Below are 22,675 nucleotides of genomic sequence, written 5' to 3'. Positions count from 1 at the left end.
CTCGTCCGCGGTCAGCCCGCCACCCTGGGGATACCTCATGGTGTGGGCATAGCGCAGGCCGCGCCGACTGTCAGCAGGGTCCGGCCGGCGGCCAACCGAGCCCGTAACTCCTGCCGTTAATGATCTTTAGGACGAACCGATCCCGAAGGGGCCTACCGGGGGTTGCGTCCGCAGGCCAATGCCGGCTCTTCCTCGGTCCGCCGTTCTTCACCAAGTTCCTGTACTTCGCCGGCGGCGGCAGCCCCTCTCATCGCTGTCTGATCCTCGACTCGATGGTCGCCAGGAGTCTGCGTCGGCACTGCGGGTGGGCGTCCCTGACCGGCCGATACGCCTGGTCCTCCGGTGACTACGTCGCCTACTGCGACCTGCTGGCCGGCTGGTCGGCGCAGCTGTCCGACTCGACCGCAGGAGAACTCGTCACCCCAGACCGCATCGAGTACGCCTTCTTCCGGAGGGGGAGGGCCGCATGAGCGCTCCGGATATCGCCCGCGTCGACTCCGACAGTGCGGTCACCCGGCGCGAGCGCCAGCGGCAGTCCGAGTACCGCGAGCACGTCCTGCGGTTGCCGGCCGGGCGGCGCGACGACCGCGTCCTCGGCAACTACCTCCAGCCCCAGCACTGGCGCCGCAACTTCCTCAGCGAGGAAGCCGCCGACTACGCCGCGAAGCGAGCGGACGAGGTACAGCGCGAAGGCGGTCAACTCGAGACGACCCGCCTGTTCACCAACATGCTCAGCTCGATGCCGCTGTGCTTCAGCGTCTTCGGCCACCTGAGAGCCCACCGGGACGCCGCCGTCCGGGTCCTGAACGACCTGCTCGACCTCGACGTTGCCGAGCTGGTGCCCGTGAGGGTCGGGACACGGGCCATCGACGGCATCGAGTGCGAGTGGGCGCCGGAGCGGCGGGAGCACCTCGACGACCGCTCCGCCTTCGACGCCGTCGTCTCCGCCCGGCTGGCGGACGGCCGCAGCCTGCTCGTCGCGGTGGAGACGAAGTACGTCGACAGCTTCAGCCGGGACCCGCACCGCGAGCGGACAGATGCCAAGTACCGCGCGCGTTGCGAGGAGTTCGGCATGGCGGACGGCGCCTACGACCGGCTCCGGGGACACGCGACCCGGCAGCTGCTGCGCAACGTGCTGCTGACCGAGAGCGTCCGCCGTGGTGGCTCGACCGGCGCGCCGGTGTTCGACGAGGCCGTCACGGTCGTCCTGGCGCGGGACGACGACACCTCGGCGCGCGACGCCGTCGACGCGCTGGACGCCGACCGCGGCGCGATGCCGATCACAGTCCGCTTCGTCGGCCACGGCGAGCTCGCGTCGGCGGCTGAGCGGGTGCCCGAGCTCGCCGACTGGAGTCGCGACTTGCGGCAGCGATACGTCGGCGGCTGATTCGCTCGAACGTGCGACGAGGCTCAAGTCCTTCCTCGCTGGGCCCGTTGATGCGGGCATGGGCGGACTCGTCGCGGAACCGGAAATGGCTGGGTCCAGCCCCGGCGACATCGTCGGTGAGGTGCTCCGGAGCGCTCTGGCAGAGGTCCTCTCGACCCCGTGGCTGGCCGGCCTTCTGGCGGTGATCACGCTCGGCAAGCTGGTTCAACTCGGCCCTGCGATGGTCCACGGAGGGCATGGGCGGGACCCTCGCCGCACCTTCTCCCGGGCCGAGAAGGCCGAATTCCTCGAGCGGGCGGGTCACCGGTGTGAGCACCACTCCTGGCTGCTCGGTCGGTGCCGGGGAACCGAAGCACTCCAGGCCGACCACGTCCACCCGCACAGCCGTGGCGGGGCGACCGACGTCCTGAACGGGCAGGCCCTGTGCCGGCGGCACAACAAGCAGAAGTCCGACCGCCCGCCCTGGCGGTGGGAGCTCAATCGGCTGGCCCGGCGCCGGGAGAGCTACTTCCCTCCCGGGACGCCCACCGCGGTGCTGCGGTACGGCCCGCCGGTCCCTGATCCCGTCGAGGTCTGACTCAGCCGGCCAGGGCCGTCCCCTGGAACACCTGCTCGCGGTGCCACAGGACGTGCCGCTCCGCCGGTAGGGGAGTGCCCGGACGCGGCCGCAGCCGCTGACCGTGCAGGTCGTAGACAGCTCGTCCCTGCGAGGTGCGGGCGGAGAAGCGCTGGGACACGACGACGGCGAAGTCGTCGTCCAGGCCGAGGATGCCGCGATCGAACAACTTGTGGTGCAGCGAGCAGAGAGCCAGCCCGTTGTCGAGGTCGTCCGGGCCGCCGAGCTTGAACCAGCGGACGTGCGCCGCCTCGATGCCGACGACGCCTCCACCCGCAGCGCCGTCGAACCCGCAGAAGGCGCACTGCCGGTCCCAGGCCGCGATGACGGCGGTAGGCCAGGAGCTGCTGCGCCGTCGCTCCCTGCTTCCGCCGCTGACCGAGCGCCCTTCCAGCAGGTCCGGGTCCAAACCGACCGAGGCCAGGACGTCCGGTGCGACCGTCCCGGGGAAGTGGCTCTCGACAAGGCCCCGAGCGACCGCGTCGAGTAGCTCCGGACGGTCCTTCAGGGCCTTCTCTAGGGACGCCTCCAGCCGACCGGTCACGCCCTCCCGCAGCGGCTTGAGGTTGTCCATCGGCACGTTGCGGTCGAGCGTCCACACGCCATCGGCGCGCAGCCGGGTGAACGGATACGCGGCGCTCTGCGCCCGCGGCGTCTTCGACGTCGGCCCAAACTCCTGGATGAGGTCGGCGAGCTTGTCCTCGGCCACGGACCACGGGAGGCTGCTCGATCCGGTCTCGGCCAGCCGCCCCAGGGCCAGGAGCACCAGCAGTGGTTTGTGCGGCGAACGCCGTCCGTCCTGCTGGTGCTGCCGGAGAGCGGACAGGCGCTCGAGGACCTGAGCATCAGGGGCGCTGGGCGACACGGGAACCCACTGTTCCCGAGGCGGTAGTGGCCGCCTGGCAGGGACGCGGCACGACAGTCGTCGGCCGGGCAGCATCCCTGCGGCTCCGCACCTTGCGGCGCGCTCACAGCCACGCCTCGATCCCGTCCGGCTGCGCATGGGTGAGGTCGACGAAGGTCAGGCGCGACCACCAGCACGTGCGATCGGCGACGAGTCACTTCCTGGGTGTCGGCAACCTGCTCTGCCAGGTCGCCGTCAATCCACACGATGCGCCGGTCCGGCTCCGCGTCGGCGATCTCGCGGGCGAGGTTTAGCTTCCACCACTCCGACCGGCCGCCCAGCGACCTGACCAACCTGGTTGGTGCGGCTTCCTCCGAGGCGTGCATCTCCAGCCCGCGCGGCAGTCCCGTGCCTGCGGGAGTCGACGAGCAGCGGCTCAGCGAGGAGCGGGCAGGTCCTCGAGGTCGAAGGCGGCATGCAGAGCCGCGGTGAGGGCCACTTCCTGCTCCGGGCGCAGCGAGCCGATCTGCCGACCGAGCGCTGACTTCGGCACGGTGACGACGTTGTCGCAGCTGACGGCGCTCGGATGGTCGAGGCCGTTGTCCGGCCCGACAGGCACCTCTGTCGACAGTCCGCGAATCGTGCTGGTGATCGGAGCGATGGTGACCCGCGAGAGGTGCGGGCGCACCAGTTCGCGGGTCAGCACCAGAACGGGTCGAGTCTTGTCCAGGTGAGCGAGATGGATCGGACGCATCAGTCGAGGTCGTCGAGCGGCGTCCGGGCGGCGTGCTCGGCGAGTGCGTCCAGGTCGTCGTCCTCGGCGGCGGCCAGGATGGCCGCGTCGCGAGCCGCAAGCTCACGACGCCGCTCCCGCTGCAGTGCCTGACTGACGACCGCGGCGCGAGACGGAGCTCGGCCGTCGGTCACCAGTCGGTCGATGAACTCGACGAGCTCCTCGGGAAGCCGAACAGCGATCTGCGTGCTCACCGCGCCGACGGTACCGCCTTGGGATCAGAGGTGGTACCGCAGTGGGGGGCTCCGACGGCGGACGCCGGCGCGCCGCGGATGCCGCCCACCCGGCCGTTGGCACAATGGGGCGCACCACACTGCCGTTTGTTCCAACAGAAGGGGTGCCGTGCTCACTGTTGCCCAAGCCGCCGAGCGTCTCGGCGTCGAGCCGGAGCAGGTGCGTCGGCTGATCCGCGCGGGGAAGCTCGCGGCTCGCAGGGTCGGCCGGACGCTCGTGCTCGATGAGGACGCCGTCGACGGCCGGGCCCGTCTGCCTATCACGGCCGGTCGCGCGCTGGCCCCGCGAACGGCGTGGGCCGCGCTGTGGCAGCTGTCCGGGGAGGACGTCGACTGGTTAGCACCGGCGGACCGTTCCCACCTGGTGGCGCGGCTGCGCGGCTACGACGCCGACCGACTGGTCGCCGCGTGCCGAGACCGGGCCGAGCGGTACGAACTGCGCGTCCTGCCGGCCTACCGGCAACACGTGCTCGCCGCCGACGGCGTCGTCTCCTCCGGGCTGACGGCGGCCGCCGCGGTCGGCGCCGACATCGTCGCCACTGAGTCCGCCGACGAGGTGTACTGCGCGGCCGGCACACTGGCCGCCCTGAGCAGCGAGTTCGGCCTCTCCGAGCGCGGTCAGGCGAACCTTGTCGTGCGGGTGCCCCGGTACGACCCGCTGAACCTGAGCCACCGCGCGCACATGCCGCCCGCAGTCGTCGCGGTCGACCTGGCCGAGTCGGCCGAGGTCCGCACCCGGCGAGCCGGGCTCGACATGCTCGCCGCCGCGCTGGGCGGCCTGACCCGGTGACCGCGGCGGGCTCCTTCGAGCCGCGCGTCGAGTTGCCGGCGCTGGCCGGTCCGCTGGACACACTGTGGGACCTGATCGTCGACCTCGCCGGGCAGCTGCCGCCGACCGGCTGGGTGGTCGTCGGCGGGCAGATGGTGATGCTGCACGGGCTGGTGGCCGGCCGCGTCGCCACTCGGGCCAGTCAGGACGTCGACGTCCTCGCCGACCTCCTGACCGACGACGCCGGGCTAGCCCGCTGCGTTCGTGCGATGCGGGAGCTGGACCTGGAAGCGCAGCCGGACAACTCCGGCAAGGTGTACCGCTTCGTCCGGGTCCGCGACAACGCCCGCGCCGACGTCCTGGCCCCTGACCACACGCCGCCGCGGCGACGGTTGCGTACCGTCGGCGGGGACACCATCCGGATCGAGGGCGGCACCCAGGCCCTGCGGCGGGCGACGACGGTGCGGGTGGTCAAGGGCGACCGGGCGGGGCTGGTGCCGGTGCCGGACCTGCTCGGCGCCCTGGTGCTCAAGGCCGCGGCTTGGGCCAGCGACTCCCGCGACCGCGAGCGGCACAGCGGCGACGCCGCGTTCCTGGTCAGCCTGGTCGCCGATCCACTCGCCGAGCGGAACCGGTTCGCCGGTAGCGACCGCAAGCGGCTCCTGCGGCTGAACCAGGTGCTCGACGACCCGGACGCCGCCGAGTGGCGCCGCCTCGGGGAGGCTGCCGACGACGGCCACGCCACGTGGCGGCTGCTCCTGGGCTGAGTCCGGTCCCGGGCTCGCTCCGCGTCGTCGTGTCTCCGAGGCGCGGAGGGACTTCGCCGCGGTCCTCGACCAGGTCCGCTCGATGCATCAGCCGGTCTACCTGGGCCGCCGCGGCCGGCGGGTGGTGGCCGTCATCGCCGCAGACGACCTGGAGCGCCTGCAGGCCCTCGCCGAGGAACCTCGTCTCCCGGGGCGCGGCAACCGGTCGGCGGCGCCCGGGAGTGGCGGATGCGGACCGGCGAGCTCCGCATCATCTACGCCATCCCGAAGGAGGAGCCGATCGCACTCGTCGTCGAGGTCGGCCATCGGAGAGACGTCCACGAGCGGCGAGGACCCCCGGCGGTCGCCGCTCGGCGCCGGATGAGGGCGGACAGCGCAGGACGACGACCCCCACCCCGGCGGGCCGGTCGTCCACCGCCGACGGGCAGGAGGCGGCGCTGCCGGAGCCACTCCTCGGGCCCGCGAGGACGGCGGCGTCGTCACCGAGAACGTCGCGGACTCCCGTGCGTGTTTGGACCCGACGCACAGTGAGCACCGTTCCGCCACAGTGAGCCCAGTTGGAGGAGCCGTGACCCATCCGCGAACCGGGCTGCGGCGGCGCGTCACCGTCCTGGCGACCGCCTTCGTCCTCGCCGTCGCCGGCCTGACCGCCGGGCAGGCCGCGCGGGGGGTCCCGGCACCCGCGGGTGGCCAACTACCGCGTCTCGCGGTCAGCGGCACCTACGTCACCGGCATCTCCTCCGGCGGGTACATGGCCACCCAGCTCCAGGTGGCGTACTCCAGCCGGTTCGACGGCGCGGCCGTCGTCGCTGCCGGCCCCTACTGGTGCGCCATGGGGGACGTCGCCGTCGCGCTCTACGCCTGCGCCGACTCGACGCTGCCGCGTGACCTGTCGCTGCAGTACGCCAAGACCGCCGAGTACGAGCGCGACGGGAAGATCGACCCCACGGCGAACCTGGCCACCATGCCGACCTGGCTCTTCCACGGCAGCCAGGACCCGACGGTCAAGCGCCCGGTCGCCGACGACCTGGCCGCCTACTACCGCCACTACGGGACGCCGCTGACCTACCAGTCGGCCATCGCGGCCGGCCACGGCTGGATCAGCCCGCGCGGACCGGTCGCGTGCGACGCCACCGCAGCGCCCTACATCAACGACTGCTCGCCCTATGACGCGCAGGCCGAGTCGCTGTGGGTCATGTTCGGCTCGGTCAACGCCCCGAACACCGGCAAGCCCCGCGGCACGGTCACCGAGTTCTCCCAGGACCCCTACGCGGTCCCGGCCTCCCCGGGCGTCGGCGACGTCACCCGCACCGGTGCCGCCGCGATCGGCATGGGCTCCACCGGCTACCTGTACACGCCGCGTGACTGCGCCCGGCCGAACGCCGGCTGCACGGTCGTGGTGGCACTGCATGGCTGCCAGCAGACCGCCGAGCAGATCGGCCGCACCTTCGTCGACCGGTCCAACCTCAACGCCTACGCCGACACCAACCGCTTCGTCGTCCTCTACCCGCAGGCCCGCCCGGACGCCACGCTCGGCAACCCCAAGGGGTGCTGGGACTGGTGGGGCTACCTCGGCCCCGGGGACGTCGACTACGCGACCAAGCGCGGCCCGCAGATGGCCACCGTGATGAACATGGTCAGCGCCCTGAGCGGCTGAGTCCCGGCTGCGTGCCGGTCGCCACCCCGCCGCGGTCAGTCGGTGGTGGCGCGCTCGTTCAGCAGCGCGGAGGCGACGAGTGCGTCGTACTCGTCGAGCGGGAGGCCGAGCGCGCGGCGCACGCGCAGCCGGGCCATCAGCAGACCGGCGGCGTCCTCTGCCGCGCGGTCGTCCCCGTCCTCGATCTCGTTGAACGCCCGCCGTGCCCCCATGGTCAGCCAGCGGTGTGCCTCGCGGAGGTCGCCCGCCAGCTCGTGGTTCTCGCCGAGGAACAGGTAGACGTCCCCGTCGACCGGGCGCTCACGGCGCATCTCCTCGGCGATCCGGCGTGCGGCGTCGACGTCGCCCAGCTTCAGCAGCCCGCCGTGCAGGTAACAGCGGACGTCGGGCGGCACGTGCTGCCCGGCCGCGACGGCCCGGCGGAACACGGCCACTGCGGCCTCGACGTCCCCGGCCTCGGTGAGGTGCTCGCCGGCACTCACCAGCAGGGACGCGGGGGAGACGTCCCGGTCGCCCGGATGGGGTTCCTCCGCCCAGGCCGCGAGCCGTTCCGCCGCGGCACGGTGCTGCTCCGGCGTCCTGGCTCGGGTGAACAGCTCCTCGACGTCGTCGGGGGTGAGCGGTCTGCGCACGAGGAGCACCGTACGACCGGGCCGGCGCGCCACGGAACCGGCGCCGGCCGAGGACCCCGGACAGCGACCGACCGCCCACCTCACGGAGTCGCGGCCGTGCGAGGAGCCGCAGACCGGCACGACCACGACCCGAGGTCGTCGACGAGGCAACGACGAGGTCATGGACTCGTACGGGTACGAGCCGGGCTTCCGTCGTCCCACGTCGGGCGCGTGTGCGGCGGCAACCGAAACGCCGTCCCGCCGGACCCGCGCTGCGATGATCGGTGGGTGCGTTCCTCCGTCGCAGACCTGGTCGAGCGCCTGCGTTCCACGCGGTCGCTGCCGATGCTCCGGTTGATCGACGACGCGGCGCTCGAGGGCGCGCCGCCGGGGCTGCCAGAGGCCGGCGTCGTCGAGTCCTACCGCTGGCTGCTGGCGCGCGTCGGCGACGGCGTCCGGTTGACCCAGGCCGGTCACCTGCCGCCGGCCCTGGTCGCCGAGACGCTGCAGCACCTGGGCTGGGCCGACGACTGGATCGGCAAGCCCAACCGGGAGGACCAGACGCTCCCGGTGCTCGACCTGCGCGACTCGGCGCAACGGCTGGGCCTGCTCCGCAAGCACCGCGGCACGCTGCTGCCCACCGTCGCCGGGCGCCGGGTCGCCGACGACCCGGCCGGCCTCTGGCAGCACCTGGCCGCCCGGCTGCCGGTCGCCCGCAACGATCCCGAACGCGACGCCGGGCTGCTCTACCTGCTCACCGTCGCCGCGGCCCGGCCCGAGCCGGGCGAGCTGGTGGCCGCGGGCCTGTCGGTGCTGGGCTGGAGCGAGGGCGGTACCGGGCAGCCACCGACGGCGGGCCACGCGCTCGAGCTGGCCCAGCCGACCAGACGGTGCTCGACCGCCTCGGGCTGCTCGGGCGCCGGCGCTGGCCCGATCCCGTCCCGCCGCCGACGCCCGAGGCGGTCGCGCTGGCCCGCGCCGCGCTGCTCGCCCCGCCCGACGAGCAGCCTGCGCCGGCCGCCGTCCCTCGCCCGCCGACGACGCAGGGGGTGGACGGGCCGGCCGTGGAGCTGAACGTCACCCTGCGGCACACCCGGCCGCGGGTGTGGCGGCGGCTCGCCGTCCCCCCGTCCCTGACGCTGCGCGAGCTGCACGCGGTGCTGCAGACGGCGATGGGCTGGGAGGACTACCACCTGCACCTGTTCGAGATCGACGGCGTCTTCTACGGCGACGTCGAGGACTTCCCCGGTGAGCTGGGCGACGAGGAGACCACCACGGTGGGCGACGTGGCGGCCCGGGCCTCCCGGTTCCGTTACGAGTACGACTTCGGTGACGGCTGGGAGCACGACCTCCGCATCGGGCGCCGGCCGGTCCCGGCCGGTCCGGACCGGCCGCGCTGCCTGGGCGGTGCCCGCGCCTGCCCACCGGAGGACTGCGGCGGCGTCCCCGGCTACCAGCACCTGCTCGAGCTCCTCGCCGACCCCGCGGGCGCCGAGGACGAGGACGCCGAGCTGCTCGAGTGGCTGGGCGACTACGACCCCGACGCCTTCGACGCAACCGGGATCGACGAGCTGCTCGAGCTGTACGACCGGCACACCCGCCAGCGCCGCCGTCGCTGACCGGGACGGCTGCCGGTGGGGCCGGTCAGGACGGCGACCGCACAGGAAGACCCAGCTCGGTCGCTGCGGCGGCCAGCTCATGGTCGTAGGTGACGAAGTCGGTCAGTTCAGGCCGGAAGGGTTCGGCCGTGGCCAGGTGCACGGCGTCCAGCGAGCCCAGCTCGCGAACCCGGTATGCCTTCGCGCGGGCCAGGACGGCGCTGCTGAGGTCCACGAGGTAGAGGCCGCGCACCGCCTGCCCCGTCACATAGGGAACCCGCTGGTGATCCACCCCGGCGCGCAGCAGCGTGCGGCTGATCTCCAGAGCGGCCAGCTCGCTCGTCGCCAGTTCGATACCCGGGGGGAGCTGGCGACGCCAGCTCCGCAACACCTCCGACTCCGCCTCCCGCTTGACGAACTTCACCAGTGCGCTGGCGTCGAAGTAGATCAACGGTCGCGCTCGCGGCGCCGGTCGGCGACCAGCAGCTCCGCCAGGCTCTCGACCTCGGGAGCCAGGTCGGGGATCAGCTCCGGCATGTCCTGGTCGATCGGTGCGGTCGCCTCGCCGGAGGCCACGAGCTCGTGCAACGCGCCCGGCCGTTCGACCTCGGGCACCATGCGCAGGATCGGGCGACCCCGGTCGGTCACGACGACGGTCACGCCGGCACGGACCCGCGCCACCGCTCTCGACGGGTTCTGGTTCAGCTCTCGCAGCCCGATCGTCTCCACAGCGGAAATGTACCTACCCGACCTAGGTACATCAAGGTCGGCCCGCCGGCCGAGGTCCCGAGGCCCCGGCCGACCGTGGGGGCGGCTCAGCCCAGGCGGTCCCGCGCCGCGATGACCTCGGCCCGGGTGGCGGCCGTGAGGTAGTCGGGGGAGCCGAGGGGTGAGAACCCGTAGGCGAAGCCGGACGGATCGACGCCGAGCGCCAACAGGATCGGCTTGGCGCGCTGCGCGGGAGTGGTGGGCCCGACGCCGAACCACCTCGCCAGGTCCTTGACGGCGAGTCCGGTGTCCGAGAAGGCGTCGTTGGCCTTCACCACGATCCAGCAGATGGCCGAGGCCACGCTCTCGGCCTTGCCGCGGCGCACCAGCGCGGGATCGGCCGCCGCGACCGCGGCCAGCAGTCGGCGGGCCGCCGTCCGCAACTCGACACCGAGGAGCTCATCGCTGAAGCGGTCGACGAGCTCCAAGACCTCCGCCACCCGCTCCCGCGCCTGGTCCGGCACGCCGTCCCAGCGGAACCGTTCGTCCGGCAGCGGCGTGTCGTCGAGCCGGTCCAGCGCAGCCCCGCCTCCGACGGCCCGGCCCAACTCCTCCCGCATGAGGGCGGCGAACTCCGCCCTGGGGTCCCCCGGCAACGGCCATGGGCCCTCCGGGTCGAGGGCGCCGACCGCGGCCAGTAGTGCCTCCGGCCCCTGGGGCCGCGGCGTGCGAATCGTCTCTTGATACTCGGGCTCCAGCTCGTCGACGGCGGCCAGCGTCTCCTCGGTCAGCCCCGGGCGGATGCCGCGCTCCGCGTGGCTGAACCGGATCAACCCGCGCAGGACCGCCGGCGCCTTCGCCAGGTACGCGACGTCGGCGACGATCTTCCGGGGGATCCAGTCGGCCAGCAGGATTTCCACGGCCACCGGGCTCCAGCGCAGCGGATCACCGGGCCCGTAGTCGGTGCCGAACCACAGCAGCGTGTCCAGCAGGTCCCGGGAGTCGGGGTCGTCCAGCCCGTCGGCATGCGGGGAGGCGAGGAATCGCTCGGCGAGGGCCTGCCGGTCCGTGTCGCTCCACTGCGGCCGCACGTACCCGCGGCCGCCGGCCGGCAGCAGGCCGACGGCCCACTCCACCAGCGGCCGGCAGGCGGGCCACGTCTCGCTCTCCAGCGGCGGGAACACCATCGCGCCGTGCTCGACCGCCTCGGTGATCCGGGCCCGGACGTCGGCCGGATCGAGCTCGGTAAGCGTGACGTCGGGGTCGTCGGCCTCGCTTTGCAGCAGCTCGACCAGGTCCGGCAGCGCACCGGGGACCACGAAGCCGTCCTTGGCCACCGTGCCGAGGTTGTGGTCGACGTAGACCGCGACCGACAGCTCGGGGCCGCCGGGCAGCGTCACGCCCAGCACGAGGTTCTCGCCGTCCCTCAGCACGTGCGCCATCTCGACGACGCGGTCGTGCGGTCGCGCCCGGCCCAGCTCGGCGAGCCAGCGGGGGAGCACGTGCGCCCGGGCGGCGACCTCCCGCCGGACCCGGGCGCGCAGCACGTCGTCCCCGCTCAGCCCGGCGATCGCGGTCAGCAGTGCCGAGGTCTCCGGCACCGGGATCTCGAAGAACGTCTCGACGATCTCCTCGCGCGGGGGCAGCGAGGGTTCGTCCGGGAGGCCGAAGAGCCGGCGTTCCCGCGGATCGGTGGCGGTCAGGAAGGCGCTCGTCAGCGCAAGCAGGTCGAGGGGCTGCCCGGTGGCGAGTGCCCCGGCGACCTCGTCGATCAGGTCCGGGCTGCGTCGTTCCTGGCGACCGGTGGCACGCCGGGCGGCGGGCCGGCGCCGCGGTCCCTTCGGAGGCTTCCTGCGGTGGTGGCGCTTCGACACGGGGGCGACGCTAGTTGTCGCCTGCCGCCATCGTCAGGACTGTCCTGCGTTCATCCCGGCCGGGCCCCACGGAGCCGCACCCCCGCCCCCCAGCGGACCCGTGTCGGAGCGGTCGCCTGCCAGGGCAGCTCGCCCGCGTCCACAGCAGCGACCTCGCCCCAGCCCGGACCGACCCCGAAGCGGACCACGTCCTCGAGGTCCCCGGTGAGCACGACCGCCCGCGTGACGGTGAGCTCTCCGTCCTCATCGGCTTCGTGGTGCGCCGACACGGTGACGTCGATCCGGTCCCCGGGCACGGTCCCGCGCAGACGGTGCTCCTTGCCGAGCTTGCCCGCCGCCGCCTCGTCCAGCAGGGCGCCGTCCGCGCCGAGGACCTGGACGCGACAGGCGACGCCCTCGGTGATCCCCATGCCCTGCCCGGGGCCGTGCAGCACCCGCAGCGTGCCGCCGACCCCGCTCTCGGCGAACCGCCGGTCGTCACCAGGGGTGTAGTCGTACGGGTACTTCCCGGGCTTGCGTCGTCCCACGCCCGACGAGTGTGCCGCGCACTCGGCTGATGGTGGGACGGCGACCACGCACATGGTCATCGGGGACGTGGGCGCCGCCGACGTGGCCGACCGCCTGCTCGACGGGGACGTCGCGTAGGTCGGTGGGACGGCGTGGTCCCGGCCCGCGGTCCCTCGCTACCGTGCGGTGATGGGTTCCGCGGATGACATGCCGCCCACCATCCGGTGCACCGAGCCGGAGGCGCTGAGCAACGTCGCCGCCGTCCTGCACCTCTGCGCCACCGGACAGCTCCGGTGCAGTGCGACGACCCGCCGTCCGTCGGCCGCCACGGTGCAGGCCGTTGGCGAGATCCTCGTGGCCGGTGACTTCTACCCGGACGAGGCGATCGCCGCCTTCGCCTGGCCGCTGCTCCTGCAGGCCGGCGGGCTCGCGCAGCTGGAGGGGTCCCGGCTCGCGCTGACCACGAGAGGCCGGGCGGCGCTCCGCCGGCCGGCGCACGAGGTGATCCGCGAGCTCTGGCACCGCTGGCCGCGCAAGGCGCCGATCGACGAGTTCAGCCGGATCGAACAGGTCAAGGGGCAGAAGGCAGCTGCGGCGCTGAGCGCGGCCGGGCCCCGCCGGCAGGCCGTGGCGTCGGCACTCGAGCTCTGCCCACCAGGGGAGTGGATCGGGGTGGACGACCTCTTCCGGCAGATGCCCCGGGCGGGTCTGCATCCGACCGTGGCCCGGTCGGAGCGCGGACTGTGGAAGCTCTACCTTGTCGATCCGCAGTACGGCAGCCTCGGATATGACGGCTATCACAGCTGGCCGGTCCTGGAAGGCCGCTACACGCTCGCCGTGCTGTTCGAGTACGCCGCGACGCTCGGGTTGCTCGACGTCGAGTACGTGCCGCCGGCCGGCGCCCGCGACGACTTCCGGCACCAGTGGGGCGCCGACGACCTCGACGCCCTGAGCCGCTACGACGGCCTGCGAGCGGTGCGACTGACCGCGCTCGGCGCCTACGCCGCCGGGAGGACAACCGGCTACGAGCCGCCACCACCGGCGGTGCCCGACCGGGTGCTGCAGGTGCTGTCGAACCACGACGTGGTCGCCGTCGCCGACCTCGCCCCCGCCGACCGGATGGTCCTGGACACCTTCGCCGTCCGCAGCTCCGATCGGGTGTGGACCTTCTCGGCGGCCAGCCTGCTGGCCGCCGTCGACGCCGGCCGCACGCCCGGCGAGTTTGCGGCCTTCCTCGCCGCGCGGTCGGTGCACCCGGTACCGGCGGCCGCCCGCACGCTCTTCGCCGACGTCGAGGCCCGCGCGGAGCAGGTCCGCGACCTCGGCGTGCGCCGCGTTCTGGAGTGCGCCGATGCCAGCGTGGCCACGCTGCTGGAGCGGGACCGGTCGCTGCGCCGGCTGGTCACCAGGGTCGGCGAGCGCCACCTGCTGGTGGACCCGACCGCCGAGCCGAAGGCCCGGGCCGCGCTGCGCGCACTCGGCTACCCGCTCGGCTGACCGCGCCCACCGTCCCGGGTGGTCGGGTCGGCAGAGCGACCCGGTGACGGTCCGGGACCGGGGCTGCTTGACTCGGACCATGGGTGGGGGAGCCGGAGACGAGCTCGAGCGGATCCGTGAGCTGCGGCAGCGCGGGCTGACGCCGAAGCAGATCGCCCGTGCGGTCGGGCTGCCGCCGTCGCGGGTCACGCACCTGGTGCGGAAGATCGCCGCGGCGGAGTCCGTCGATCCCACCCAGCGGCCGGTCGTGGAGTGCTGGGTGAGCCCCGGCTGGAGTGCCGGGCTGACCGTCACCGGCCACCCCGAGTGGCCGGTGGAGCCGGCCGACGACGCAGGGTCGACCGGGCTGGTCGGCGTTCTCCTGGCCCGCGAGGCAGGGCGGGACCGGGTGAGCGTGTGTGCCTGGCTGGTCGACGTCTACTGCCTCGGGGTCAAGAACGACCTGGGCCCGGACGTCGTGTACCGGTCCGAGTTGCCGAGGATCGTGCACGACTTCTTCACCGTGTTTGGGCAGCGACCGGTGGCGGCGCCGCTGGAACTGGCGCAACACCTGGTGCTCGGCGCCGTGGAGTACGCCCACAGCCTGGGCTTCGAGCCCGCAGCGGAGGCTGACTTCGCCGACACGCGGGGGCATCTGGGCCCGTGGGAGGGGCCCGGCGCGATCGGCTTCGGTCGGGACGGCAAGCCCTTCTTCGTCGCCGGCCCGCACGACGACGCCGCTCGGGTCGTCCGGCAACTCGAGCGTTCGGTGGGTGTCGGCAACTTCCACTACATGATCGGCATGCCGGGGTAGTCGGAGCCGCTCCCTCCCGCCGCCGGATGCACGCAGTCCGCCGAGACGTCGGCACCACGGAGGCGCCGGCCACATCGACGTCGCGGCCGCCCGCTCGCGCCGCCCGCCACCCACCCCGAGCGGCCTGCCCCGAGCGCTGAGGTAGGTGGCTTGACCGACCTATCTGTACGACGGATAGTCGTACACATGGCAGTGATCCCGGGTGGCACCGAGGTCTGGCAGGCGCGCATCAGTCGGGACCTGGCAGCCCAACTGCAGGCGGATTCCGAGGTCCTCGGGCTCTCCGGTCGCACGGAGATCGTCAAGGCGGCGTTGCAGTTGCTGCACCAGCGGGCCGCTGAGGAGCGCATGGCGCGCAGCGTGGCCGAGTTCTACGGCGACGAGGAACCGCCCCTGCCCATCGGCGTGGTGGCGGAAGAGCCGGACGACGCGGACGCGTCCTGACCCGTGGTCCTGCCGGAACCGCTGCGCGGTGAGGTGTGGGACGTCGCATTCCCCGGTTTCGGCGCGCACCCGGCCGTCGTTCTCAGCGTCAACGCCCTGAACAGCAGGCTCGGCCACGTCGTCGTCCTACCGGTCACGGGGACCAGTGGGCCATCGCTCACGCACATCCCGCTGGGCGCCGACGCCGGTCTCACCCGATACGACGAGTCGTACGTCGACATCACCGGCGTCCAGGCGGTGGCTCGTGGCCGATGCCGGCGGCGCCGCGGGCTGCTGGCGCCGAGCGAGATGACCCGGATCGAAGGACAGTTGCGGGTCCATCTCGGACTGTGACCGCACTCCCGCCGTCCCACGGTGGGCAGGGTGCCGCGGATCCGGTCGGCCGGTCAGTCCCCGGGGACGACGACGGCGCGGCCGCGGACCGCCCCCTCGTGCAGCCGGCGGTAGACCTCGGGCGCGCCGGTGACGCCGTCCCCGAGCGCGTCGACGACCCCGGCGCCCTCGTGCCCGAGCGTCAGCGGCAGCCCGTAGGCGCACTCGTCGGCGAGCAGGTCCATGACCAACCAGTCCGAGTGGCACAGCCCGGCGGCGGTCACCCGCAGCCGGATCTGCCCCGGTCCCGGTTCCGGGGTCGGGACCTCCACCACCTCCGGCCCGCCGCCGATGGTCCGGTACTGCACTGCGCGCATGGGCTTCCCTCTCGTCACGGGCGTCGGCAGGTCGACGTGCCCCTACCCCGGTAGCCGCTCGGGCGCGCACCTCGGACATCCGGCCATCCCGGCGCATCCGCACACGCTGCTATCGGCCGTCCGCCGAGCTCGGCCATGCCCCACACGAGTGCCGTTGCAGTGCTGGAGCCTGTGTCACGTGGCGAGCCGGTTGTGACCGGTGACGGTGCAGGATGCGGCGAACAGCCGGGCAGGCGAACAGCCGGGCAGAGGGTTCGCGACCGGACCGCTGCTGAGGACGCCTGGACGCACCCTCCGTCCCCTATCCTCGCGTGGGTGCGGCAACCCGATCGCGCGGCCACTGCCTCACGGCGCCGGCGACGCCGATGGGAGATGGCCATAGCAACCACCGCCGCGGCCCTGGGAGTGAGCAGCCTGGTGGCCCTGGCAACAGCCGACGGCGAGCGCCCGACGAGCGCGGCTCCGACCACTGCGGCGACGACCAGCAGTGCGACCTCGACGCAGGCGTCGCGGTCAGTTCCATCCCCCGTCGAAGAGTCGGCGCCGGCCCCGCCGCAGACGGTGGCCGGCCTCATCGCGGACCTGACGGCGCGACCGGACGCTGCCGGGCCGGCCGGCCCGCTGCTGCGGGACGGGCTGCAGGGTCTCGTGTCGGGGGACGAGGGCGTGCGCCAGCGATCGGCCCTGCAGGTGCTGTCGGTCGTGATCAGTGGTGAGGCGCTCGACCCCCGGTACGCCACCGCCAGCCGGCTGGCCTTGTTCCGCACGATGACCGGCCGGGCACCGGCGCCCTCAGCGCCGGCCGGAGCCCCGTCGTGCCTCGAGATCCGGCAGGAGACGCCACCCCCGGTGGTGCAGGGATACGCGCGTCAGATCATCGACCAGCTCCCCGCCTGGCAGGCCGACGGGTTCCCGGCCGACGAGACCGCACGCCTGCAGGTGCTGATCACACCCGTAGCGGTGGGGCAGGGGACCCTCGACCTTCGTCCGTGCCCAGGCCAGTGAACAGGCCGGTTCTGCCTGGGCCCGGTTCCGGGGGCGGGATCTGCACCACCTCGGGCTGGCCGCCGATGGCCGGTACCGCATCGCACGCATCCATGCGGGTCCTCCGTCCGTGGGGGTCGGTAGGACGACGTCCTCGGTACCCCGGTGGCCGACTCCGAGCAGACGCATGGCGATCCCTGTGCAGCGCGGTCACGACTCTGTGCCCCCTGGCCAGCGCCGGGCGCGGGTGTGAGGATTCGGCGGTGCCGGGAGCCTCAAATGCGGCAATGGGGCGAACCAGGCCGGCGACATCGGTGGACGGACCCGAGATGGAGGTCGAAGACGGTGACGTCGGACGATGACTTCTGGATGTACGCGGGCCTTTGCATCCCACTGGTCTGCTGGCTCATCGTCTCGCCGTACGTCTTCTTCGAGCTCTTCGTCGCTCTGCTCGTCTCCGGGATCGTTCTGACAGCGGTGGGCGCAGTGCTCTGGTGGCGGCGTAGCACGGTACGACGGCGTGCCGCGGACGCCCGCCTGCGTGCGGCGGACGGCCAACTGGAACTCGCCCGCTGGGCACTGATGACGCACCTGACCGAGGCCGACGAGCGCTGGCTGGCCGAACGGCACTTCTGGGTCGTCCCGGTGCAGGTGGCTCTCCTGCGCGCGGGGCTCGGACCCAAGCCGGACTCCCGTGAGGTCGAGCTCCCCTCGCTCGAATGGCGCCAACGACGGCAGGTGCGAGCCCGGTCGCGGGCGGCCCGCGCGGACTTCGAGGGCATCCGGCGCGCGCAGGAGTTCGTCGAGTCCGAGTGGGCCGAGGCGAGCTGATCCCCTCTCCGGCTGACGTGCGGGCGCCCCGTGTCAGAGGTCGGCGAGTGTGCGGTCGGCGCGGGAGCTTCGCTGAGGCCGGCGCAGGTGGCAGGGTCGCTCCGGCTCTGCACCACGCACCACGGGGGAACGTTGCTCCACCTCTCCACGCCCGCCATCCACCCGACCGCGGGCTGACGCCGTGTACCGCGTCGACGGGCGGCTGGTCCTCAGCCCCAGTGACCTGACCCGGCACCAGGAGTGCCACCACCTCACTGCGCTCAACCTGCAGGTCGCCGAGCGCCGGCTCGACCCGCCGGCCGAGGGCGCCGGCGACCAGACCGTGCTCGTCGCCGACCTCGGCATCGCGCACGAGCTGCGCTACCTGGAATCGCTGGAGGAGCAGGGGCGCACCGTGGCGCGGCTGGCAGACCGCCGCGAGGCCGCCACGCTCGAGGCGATGCGCGCCGGCGTCGACGTCGTGCACCAGGCGACGCTCTTCGACGGCACCTGGGGCGGCCAGGCCGACTTCCTCCTGAAGACGGCCACGCCGTCGGACCTCGGCGACTGGTCCTACGAGGTCGCCGACGCCAAGCTCGCCCGCCGGATCAAGGTGCCGGCGCTGCTGCAGATGGCCACCTACGCCGACCGGCTCGCCACCCTGCAGGGCCGCGCGCCCGAGCGCATCTGTGTCGTCACCGGCGACGGCGAGACCCGCCCGTGGCGGCTGGTCGACGTCGCCGCCTACGCCCGCCGCGCCCGCGCCCGGCTCGAGGGCTTCATCGAGACCCCGACGCCCACCGCCCCGATCCCGGTCAGCCACTGCGACCAGTGCACCTGGGCCTCCCGCTGCTCCACCGAGCTGCGCGAGAGCGACGACCTCAGCCTCGTCGCCGGCATGCGCCGCGACCAGCGCGCCGCCCTCAACGGCGTCGGCATCGCCACCCTCGAGCAGCTCGCCGACGCACCCGACGACGTCCTCAAGGCCACCGGCATCAGCCGGGGGACCCGTGAGCGGCTGCGCGACCAGGCCCGCGAGCAGCTCCGCGGCCGCGCGGCCGGCCTCCCCACCCGCACGCTGCTTCCCCCGCAGACCGCCCAGGGACTGCTGCGCCTGCCCGAGCCCAGCCCCGGCGACCTCTACCTCGACTTCGAGGGCGACCCGCTCGCCGGCGACGGCGAGGGGCTCGAGTACCTCGCCGGCCTGGGCAACCGCGAAGGCTCCTTCACCGCCCTCTGGGCGCACGACGCCGCCGAGGAACGCCACATGGTCGAGGACCTCGTCGACCGCATCGTCGACGCGTGGCGGGAAGACCCCGGCATGCACGTCTACCACTACGCCGCCTACGAGGTCAGCGCGCTCAAGCGGCTCACCGGGCGGTACGGCGTCCGCGAGGCCGAGCTCGACCAGCTGCTGCGCGCCGAGCGGTTCGTCGACCTCTATCCCGTCGTCCGCCAGTCGATGCGGATCAGCAAGGAGTCCTACTCGATCAAGAAGGTCGAGGCCTTCTACGGGCGTGCGCACACCGGCGACGTCGCCGACGCGATGAGCAGCGTCGTCGAGTACGAGAAGTGGCTGATCGACCGCGACCCGGCCCGCCTGCAGTCGATCGAGGACTACAACAAGGACGACGTCGACTCCACCCGCGAGCTGCACGACTGGCTGGAGACCCAGCGGGCCGAGCTGGAGGCGCTGCACGGTCCGCAGCCGCGCCCGGCGGTGGCCGAGATCGCCGTCCCCGCGCCGCGGTCGGACGCCGAGGTCGCCGAGCTGGCGCTGGTCGAGCAGCTGCAGGACCGCGGGCACGGCCTCCTCGGCGACCTCGTGCAGTGGCACCGCCGCGAGGCCCGGCCCGGCTGGTGGGAGTTCTTCAGCCGCGGCGACCTGGACGACGACCAGCTCGTCGAGGACCGGACGGCGCTCGGCGGGCTGTCCGCCGCGGTCGAGATCGGCACCGAGAAGCGCAGCAAGCTCTACGAGTTCACCTTCCCGCCCCAGGACGCCAAGCTCTCGGTCGGCAAGCCTGCCTTCGACGTCGACAGCCGGGCGCGGGTCGGCGAGGTGCGGGCGCTGGACGCGGTCGCCGGGCGAGTGGTCGTGAAGAGCACCAAGGCGCCGGCGGGTCCGCGCGGGCTCGGCCCGGAGGGACCGCTCGACGACAAGCAGATGCGCGCGGCGATCGCGGCCACCGCGGACGCCGTCCTGGCCGGGCAGTCCTGTCTCGGGCAGCGGCTGCTCGACCGCGTCGTCCCCGCGGACACCCGCCGGCTGCCGGGGGAGCAGGCCGGCGACGCCGTCGTCCGGCTCGGCCTGGCGCTGGACGGTGAGGTGCTGGCCGTGCAGGGGCCGCCCGGCAGCGGCAAGACGCGGGCGGCGTCCCGGCTGATCCGCGCGCTGCTGGACGCCGGCAAGAAGGTCGGCGTCACGGCGCAGTCCCACGCGGTGATCGGCAACGTGCTGAGCGCCGTGGGCCGGCCGGCGCTGCAGAAGTGCGAGGAGTCCCAGGCGTGCGGGGCGCCGGGCGTGGAGTGGTCTCGCGATGCCGGTGATGTGGCCTCGCGACTGCTGGACGGTTCCGCGTCGCTCGTCGGGGGGACGTCGTGGTTCTGGTGCCGGGAGGACCTGGCCGAGGCGGTCGACGTCCTGGTGATCGACGAGGCGGGGCAGTTCTCGCTGGCCAACGCGGTGGCGGTGGCGCGGTCGGCTCGCTCGCTCGTGCTGCTCGGCGACCCGCAGCAGCTGGCGCAGCCGACGCAGGCCGTGCACCCGGGGGAGTCGGGGCTCTCGGCGCTGGAGCACCTGCTCGACGGGCACCCGACCGTGCCCGAGGACCGCGGTGTCTTCCTCGACCGCACCTACCGGATGCACCCGGCGCTGACCGCGTTCGTCTCCGACCTGGCGTACGAGGGCCGGCTGGAGTCGGCGGCCGGCCGCGACCGGATCGCCGTGGACGGCTGGGCCAGCGGGCTCGCCGTCCGGTTCGTCGAGCACGTGCAGCCGTCGATGGCGGCGTCCCCGGACGAGGCTTCCGCGGTGGCCGAGCTGTGGCACTCGCTGCAGGGCGTCGGCTGGGCCGACGCCGCGGGGGAGCGGTTCACGGTCGGGCCGGACGACGTCCTGGTGGTCGCGCCGTACAACAACCAGGTGGCGCTGATCCGGCGGGCGCTGCCGGACGGCGCGCGGGTCGGCACCGTCGACAAGTTCCAGGGGCAGGAGGCGCCGGTCGTCGTCTACTCGATGACGTCGACCTCGGCCGAGGACGCGCCCCGCGGGGTCTCGTTCCTCTACGACCTGCACCGGCTCAACGTGGCGGTGTCGCGGGCCAAGGCGCTGGCCGTCGTGGTGATGAGCGAGGAGCTGCTCGACGCCGCCGTCCGGACGCCGGAGCAGTTGCGTCAGGTGAACGCACTCTGCCGGCTCGTCGAGATGGCGACCGTCGTCGGCTGAGCCGAGTGATGCACTCTCGTCGAGGCCGCGAGACGCCGTCCCACTGCACTCCCGCGTAGCCGCACCCGCGGTACGGACGCTCGTCCCCTGCCCACAGTGCGGGGCAGGGGTTGACCGTGCGGAGGCCGACACCCTCCCGGCCGGACCTCAGCCCCTGCTCACACCTGTGGGCAGGGGCTGAGGTCGCCCGTAGGACCTCGGGTGGCGGGGCACGGCTCTCGTCGTCGTCCGGATCGTCCGGATCGCCGGGGGTGTCGCTGGCTGCTGGACGAGGATGCAGTGTCCGCGACGATGGGCACCGTCAGCTCAGAGCCAGGCCTCGATCGCGTCCAGCTGCTCGTGCGTCAGCCCGACGAACAGGTCCGGCGCGACCACCAGCACGTGCGGGTTCGCGGCCAGCCAGTCGCCGGTGTCGGCGGCCTGCACCGCCAGGTCGTCGTCGACCCACACGATCCGCCGGTCGGGCTCGGCCTCGGCGACCGCCTGCGCGGCGGTCAGCTTCCACCACCCCGACCGGCCGCCGAACACACCGGCGAACCCGGTCGGCGCCGAGTCGGCGCGGGCGTGGGTCACCAGGCCGCGGGGCAGTCCCATCGGCTCGGCGAGCAGCCGGTCGGCGTCCGTCGTCCAGGTGGTTAGCCACTGGATCTCCACCCGGCCGGACTCGTGCAGCTCCCGCAGCCGCGCCGTCACCGTTGGGTCCCAGGTCAGCACGTAGCCGTTGAACGTGCCCCGCTCCCAGCCGTCGGGCAGGTCCGCGCGCGCCGTGTTCAGCACGCCGTCCACGTCCAGCAGCAGGATCGGGACGTCGCCGGTCGAGGCCATGCGCCCTCTCTACACCCGTGCCCGGTCCCTCGGACCCCGTCGCCCGCGGAGGAGCCGCGCCCGCGGACGCACCCACCGCTGGGTCCGGCCGGCGCCGTCGCGCGACGAGACGTTCCACCGCTCGCCTCTGACCGAGTCCCGTGCCATGAGAACCCGACGTGGTACCACATCGATACCATGGCGACATGGCGATGACTCTGCGCACCGATGACGAGCTGGAGCGGGCGCTCACGGCACTGGCCGCTGCCGAAGGCATCTCTCGCCAGGAGGTCGTTCGCCGCGCCGTTCTCGAGCGCTACGAGCGGGAGGGTCACGCCGCCCGGGTCCGGGAGAGCTCGACGCGGCTCATCGACAAGTGGGGCGATGTGCTGCACCGCCTGGGCACCGTGTGAGCGAGGTCGAGTACCTCGACCTCGATGACCTGCTCCGCCTGATACGGGACCTCGGGACGGGCCCGGTGCGGGATGTCGGCTTGCTGGACTCTGCCGTCGCACGTCACCGATCGCACGTCTTCGGGCAGGAGGCCTACCCGACCCTCGCCCTGAAGGCCGCGGCGCTGCTCCACTCGCTGGTCAACAACCACCCACTCGTCGACGGCAACAAGCGACTGGGGTGGCTGGCCACCCTCGTGTTCCTGGACATCAACGCCCATGAACCGGACCTGGACGACGACGATGCCTTCCAGCTCGTCATGGACGTCGCCGCCGGAGCGATGGACGTCGAGGAGATCGCCGAACGGTTGCGCGCGGTGTCGCGCTGAAGCGCGAAGTGTCCGCGTCGAGCACAGTCGACCTCAGCCGGTCAGGAGCACCGGCGGAGTC

At 73.2% G+C, this 22,675-nt stretch carries 28 protein-coding genes; 18 read left to right on the top strand and 10 right to left on the bottom strand.

Annotated elements, in window-relative coordinates:
* Nucleotides 1-119 precede the first annotated feature (119 nt).
* The 3 genes from CNO22_RS29920 to CNO22_RS02270 all read left to right on the top strand — a co-directional run bounded on the left by CNO22_RS29920 (nucleotide 120) and on the right by CNO22_RS02270 (nucleotide 1,964).
* Complete coding sequence (locus CNO22_RS29920) at nucleotides 120-470, top strand: 8-oxoguanine DNA glycosylase OGG fold protein (protein ID WP_100497737.1); 351 nt, start codon at nucleotides 120-122, stop codon at nucleotides 468-470.
* Nucleotides 467-1,387, top strand: a complete 921-nt coding sequence (locus tag CNO22_RS02275) for a PGN_0703 family putative restriction endonuclease (RefSeq protein WP_100497736.1) — start codon at nucleotides 467-469, stop codon at nucleotides 1,385-1,387. Before CNO22_RS29920 ends, CNO22_RS02275 begins: the two co-directional genes overlap by 4 nt.
* Before the next feature lie 121 nt (nucleotides 1,388-1,508).
* Complete coding sequence (locus tag CNO22_RS02270) at nucleotides 1,509-1,964, top strand: HNH endonuclease (protein WP_198588054.1); 456 nt, start codon at nucleotides 1,509-1,511, stop codon at nucleotides 1,962-1,964.
* 1 nt (nucleotide 1,965) lies between these two features.
* On the opposite strand, the gene CNO22_RS02265 is transcribed toward CNO22_RS02270, so the two are convergent.
* The 3 genes from CNO22_RS02265 to CNO22_RS02255 form a co-directional block, all read right to left on the bottom strand.
* The gene (locus CNO22_RS02265; protein ID WP_408609685.1) at nucleotides 1,966-2,868 is read right to left on the bottom strand and encodes a phosphorothioated DNA-binding restriction endonuclease; all 903 of its coding nucleotides are present in this window, start codon (nucleotides 2,866-2,868) and stop codon (nucleotides 1,966-1,968) included.
* Between the two features lie 415 nt (nucleotides 2,869-3,283).
* Complete coding sequence (locus tag CNO22_RS02260; protein WP_100497733.1) at nucleotides 3,284-3,601, bottom strand: type II toxin-antitoxin system PemK/MazF family toxin; 318 nt, start codon at nucleotides 3,599-3,601, stop codon at nucleotides 3,284-3,286.
* Entirely contained in the window at nucleotides 3,601-3,834 is a 234-nt protein-coding gene (locus CNO22_RS02255; RefSeq protein ID WP_100497732.1) for a ribbon-helix-helix domain-containing protein, read from the bottom strand. Before CNO22_RS02255 ends, CNO22_RS02260 begins: the two co-directional genes overlap by 1 nt.
* 148 nt (nucleotides 3,835-3,982) lie before the next feature.
* On the opposite strand from CNO22_RS02255, the gene CNO22_RS27400 reads away from it, so the two are divergent.
* The 4 genes from CNO22_RS27400 to CNO22_RS02230 all read left to right on the top strand — a co-directional run bounded on the left by CNO22_RS27400 (nucleotide 3,983) and on the right by CNO22_RS02230 (nucleotide 7,066).
* On the top strand, nucleotides 3,983-4,663 hold the full coding sequence (locus CNO22_RS27400) for a helix-turn-helix domain-containing protein (RefSeq protein ID WP_198588053.1): 681 nt from the start codon (nucleotides 3,983-3,985) through the stop codon (nucleotides 4,661-4,663).
* Nucleotides 4,660-5,409, top strand: coding sequence for a hypothetical protein (locus CNO22_RS02240; RefSeq protein WP_100497731.1), 750 nt, complete (start codon nucleotides 4,660-4,662; stop codon nucleotides 5,407-5,409). Before CNO22_RS27400 ends, CNO22_RS02240 begins: the two co-directional genes overlap by 4 nt.
* 82 nt (nucleotides 5,410-5,491) lie before the next feature.
* Nucleotides 5,492-5,773: a type II toxin-antitoxin system Phd/YefM family antitoxin gene (locus tag CNO22_RS28740; RefSeq protein ID WP_232806733.1), complete on the top strand. Its 282-nt coding sequence runs from the start codon at nucleotides 5,492-5,494 to the stop codon at nucleotides 5,771-5,773.
* A 204-nt stretch (nucleotides 5,774-5,977) separates the two neighbouring features.
* A complete protein-coding gene (locus tag CNO22_RS02230; protein ID WP_198588052.1) occupies nucleotides 5,978-7,066 on the top strand; it encodes an extracellular catalytic domain type 2 short-chain-length polyhydroxyalkanoate depolymerase in 1,089 nt (362 codons plus the stop codon).
* Between the two features lie 35 nt (nucleotides 7,067-7,101).
* Here the strand turns inward: CNO22_RS02230 and CNO22_RS02225 are convergent, their stop codons facing one another.
* Nucleotides 7,102-7,698, bottom strand: coding sequence for a tetratricopeptide repeat protein (locus tag CNO22_RS02225; RefSeq protein ID WP_232806732.1), 597 nt, complete (start codon nucleotides 7,696-7,698; stop codon nucleotides 7,102-7,104).
* Nucleotides 7,699-7,965: 267 nt separating this feature from the next.
* On the opposite strand from CNO22_RS02225, the gene CNO22_RS02220 reads away from it, so the two are divergent.
* The gene (locus CNO22_RS02220; protein WP_100497730.1) at nucleotides 7,966-8,751 is read left to right on the top strand and encodes a hypothetical protein; all 786 of its coding nucleotides are present in this window, start codon (nucleotides 7,966-7,968) and stop codon (nucleotides 8,749-8,751) included.
* Nucleotides 8,742-9,296, top strand: a complete 555-nt coding sequence (locus tag CNO22_RS02215; RefSeq protein ID WP_198588051.1) for a plasmid pRiA4b ORF-3 family protein — start codon at nucleotides 8,742-8,744, stop codon at nucleotides 9,294-9,296. Before CNO22_RS02220 ends, CNO22_RS02215 begins: the two co-directional genes overlap by 10 nt.
* Nucleotides 9,297-9,321: 25 nt before the next feature.
* Here CNO22_RS02215 and CNO22_RS02210 read toward each other — a convergent pair whose 3' ends face one another.
* From CNO22_RS02210 to CNO22_RS02195, 4 genes are all read right to left on the bottom strand, one after another.
* Nucleotides 9,322-9,726, bottom strand: a complete 405-nt coding sequence (locus tag CNO22_RS02210) for a type II toxin-antitoxin system VapC family toxin (protein ID WP_100497728.1) — start codon at nucleotides 9,724-9,726, stop codon at nucleotides 9,322-9,324.
* Nucleotides 9,723-10,004, bottom strand: a complete 282-nt coding sequence (locus tag CNO22_RS02205) for a type II toxin-antitoxin system Phd/YefM family antitoxin (RefSeq protein ID WP_100497727.1) — start codon at nucleotides 10,002-10,004, stop codon at nucleotides 9,723-9,725. Before CNO22_RS02205 ends, CNO22_RS02210 begins: the two co-directional genes overlap by 4 nt.
* An 86-nt stretch (nucleotides 10,005-10,090) precedes the next feature.
* Complete coding sequence (locus CNO22_RS02200; RefSeq protein ID WP_100497726.1) at nucleotides 10,091-11,857, bottom strand: DUF6398 domain-containing protein; 1,767 nt, start codon at nucleotides 11,855-11,857, stop codon at nucleotides 10,091-10,093.
* A gap of 50 nt (nucleotides 11,858-11,907) precedes the next feature.
* Nucleotides 11,908-12,384 (bottom strand): hypothetical protein, encoded by a 477-nt coding sequence (locus CNO22_RS02195; RefSeq protein ID WP_100497725.1) that lies wholly within the window; start codon nucleotides 12,382-12,384, stop codon nucleotides 11,908-11,910.
* Between the two features lie 169 nt (nucleotides 12,385-12,553).
* Between CNO22_RS02195 and CNO22_RS02190 the strand changes: the two genes are divergently transcribed.
* From CNO22_RS02190 to CNO22_RS02175, 4 genes are all read left to right on the top strand, one after another.
* Nucleotides 12,554-13,861: a helicase-associated domain-containing protein gene (locus CNO22_RS02190; protein WP_100497724.1), complete on the top strand. Its 1,308-nt coding sequence runs from the start codon at nucleotides 12,554-12,556 to the stop codon at nucleotides 13,859-13,861.
* A gap of 79 nt (nucleotides 13,862-13,940) precedes the next feature.
* A complete protein-coding gene (locus tag CNO22_RS02185; protein WP_198588050.1) occupies nucleotides 13,941-14,654 on the top strand; it encodes a helix-turn-helix domain-containing protein in 714 nt (237 codons plus the stop codon).
* A gap of 186 nt (nucleotides 14,655-14,840) precedes the next feature.
* Nucleotides 14,841-15,098 carry a hypothetical protein gene (locus CNO22_RS02180; RefSeq protein ID WP_100497723.1) on the top strand — a complete coding sequence of 86 codons (258 nt, stop codon included), beginning with the start codon at nucleotides 14,841-14,843 and terminating at the stop codon, nucleotides 15,096-15,098.
* Nucleotides 15,099-15,101: 3 nt separating this feature from the next.
* Nucleotides 15,102-15,431 (top strand): type II toxin-antitoxin system PemK/MazF family toxin, encoded by a 330-nt coding sequence (locus tag CNO22_RS02175; protein WP_100497722.1) that lies wholly within the window; start codon nucleotides 15,102-15,104, stop codon nucleotides 15,429-15,431.
* A 53-nt stretch (nucleotides 15,432-15,484) separates the two neighbouring features.
* On the opposite strand, the gene CNO22_RS02170 is transcribed toward CNO22_RS02175, so the two are convergent.
* Nucleotides 15,485-15,787 (bottom strand): alcohol dehydrogenase catalytic domain-containing protein, encoded by a 303-nt coding sequence (locus tag CNO22_RS02170; protein ID WP_232806731.1) that lies wholly within the window; start codon nucleotides 15,785-15,787, stop codon nucleotides 15,485-15,487.
* A 561-nt stretch (nucleotides 15,788-16,348) separates the two neighbouring features.
* On the opposite strand from CNO22_RS02170, the gene CNO22_RS02165 reads away from it, so the two are divergent.
* The 3 genes from CNO22_RS02165 to CNO22_RS02155 all read left to right on the top strand — a co-directional run bounded on the left by CNO22_RS02165 (nucleotide 16,349) and on the right by CNO22_RS02155 (nucleotide 21,029).
* Nucleotides 16,349-16,792 (top strand): hypothetical protein, encoded by a 444-nt coding sequence (locus CNO22_RS02165; RefSeq protein ID WP_232806730.1) that lies wholly within the window; start codon nucleotides 16,349-16,351, stop codon nucleotides 16,790-16,792.
* Between the two features lie 324 nt (nucleotides 16,793-17,116).
* Nucleotides 17,117-17,602, top strand: a complete 486-nt coding sequence (locus tag CNO22_RS02160; protein ID WP_100497720.1) for a hypothetical protein — start codon at nucleotides 17,117-17,119, stop codon at nucleotides 17,600-17,602.
* Nucleotides 17,603-17,783: 181 nt separating this feature from the next.
* Nucleotides 17,784-21,029, top strand: a complete 3,246-nt coding sequence (locus CNO22_RS02155) for a TM0106 family RecB-like putative nuclease (RefSeq protein ID WP_100497719.1) — start codon at nucleotides 17,784-17,786, stop codon at nucleotides 21,027-21,029.
* 306 nt (nucleotides 21,030-21,335) lie between these two features.
* Here the strand turns inward: CNO22_RS02155 and CNO22_RS02150 are convergent, their stop codons facing one another.
* Complete coding sequence (locus CNO22_RS02150) at nucleotides 21,336-21,854, bottom strand: HAD domain-containing protein (RefSeq protein WP_100497718.1); 519 nt, start codon at nucleotides 21,852-21,854, stop codon at nucleotides 21,336-21,338.
* A gap of 185 nt (nucleotides 21,855-22,039) precedes the next feature.
* Between CNO22_RS02150 and CNO22_RS02145 the strand changes: the two genes are divergently transcribed.
* Both CNO22_RS02145 and CNO22_RS02140 read left to right on the top strand, forming a co-directional pair.
* Nucleotides 22,040-22,246: a ribbon-helix-helix domain-containing protein gene (locus CNO22_RS02145; RefSeq protein ID WP_100497717.1), complete on the top strand. Its 207-nt coding sequence runs from the start codon at nucleotides 22,040-22,042 to the stop codon at nucleotides 22,244-22,246.
* On the top strand, nucleotides 22,243-22,614 hold the full coding sequence (locus CNO22_RS02140) for a type II toxin-antitoxin system death-on-curing family toxin (RefSeq protein WP_100497716.1): 372 nt from the start codon (nucleotides 22,243-22,245) through the stop codon (nucleotides 22,612-22,614). Before CNO22_RS02145 ends, CNO22_RS02140 begins: the two co-directional genes overlap by 4 nt.
* Nucleotides 22,615-22,675 lie beyond the last annotated feature (61 nt).

The organism is Geodermatophilus chilensis (assembly GCF_002802985.1).
Classification (GTDB): Bacteria; Actinomycetota; Actinomycetes; order Mycobacteriales; family Geodermatophilaceae; genus Geodermatophilus; species Geodermatophilus chilensis.
The sequence above is the reverse complement of the archived record's forward strand: the minus strand, read 5'-3'. Positions and strand labels throughout refer to the sequence as shown.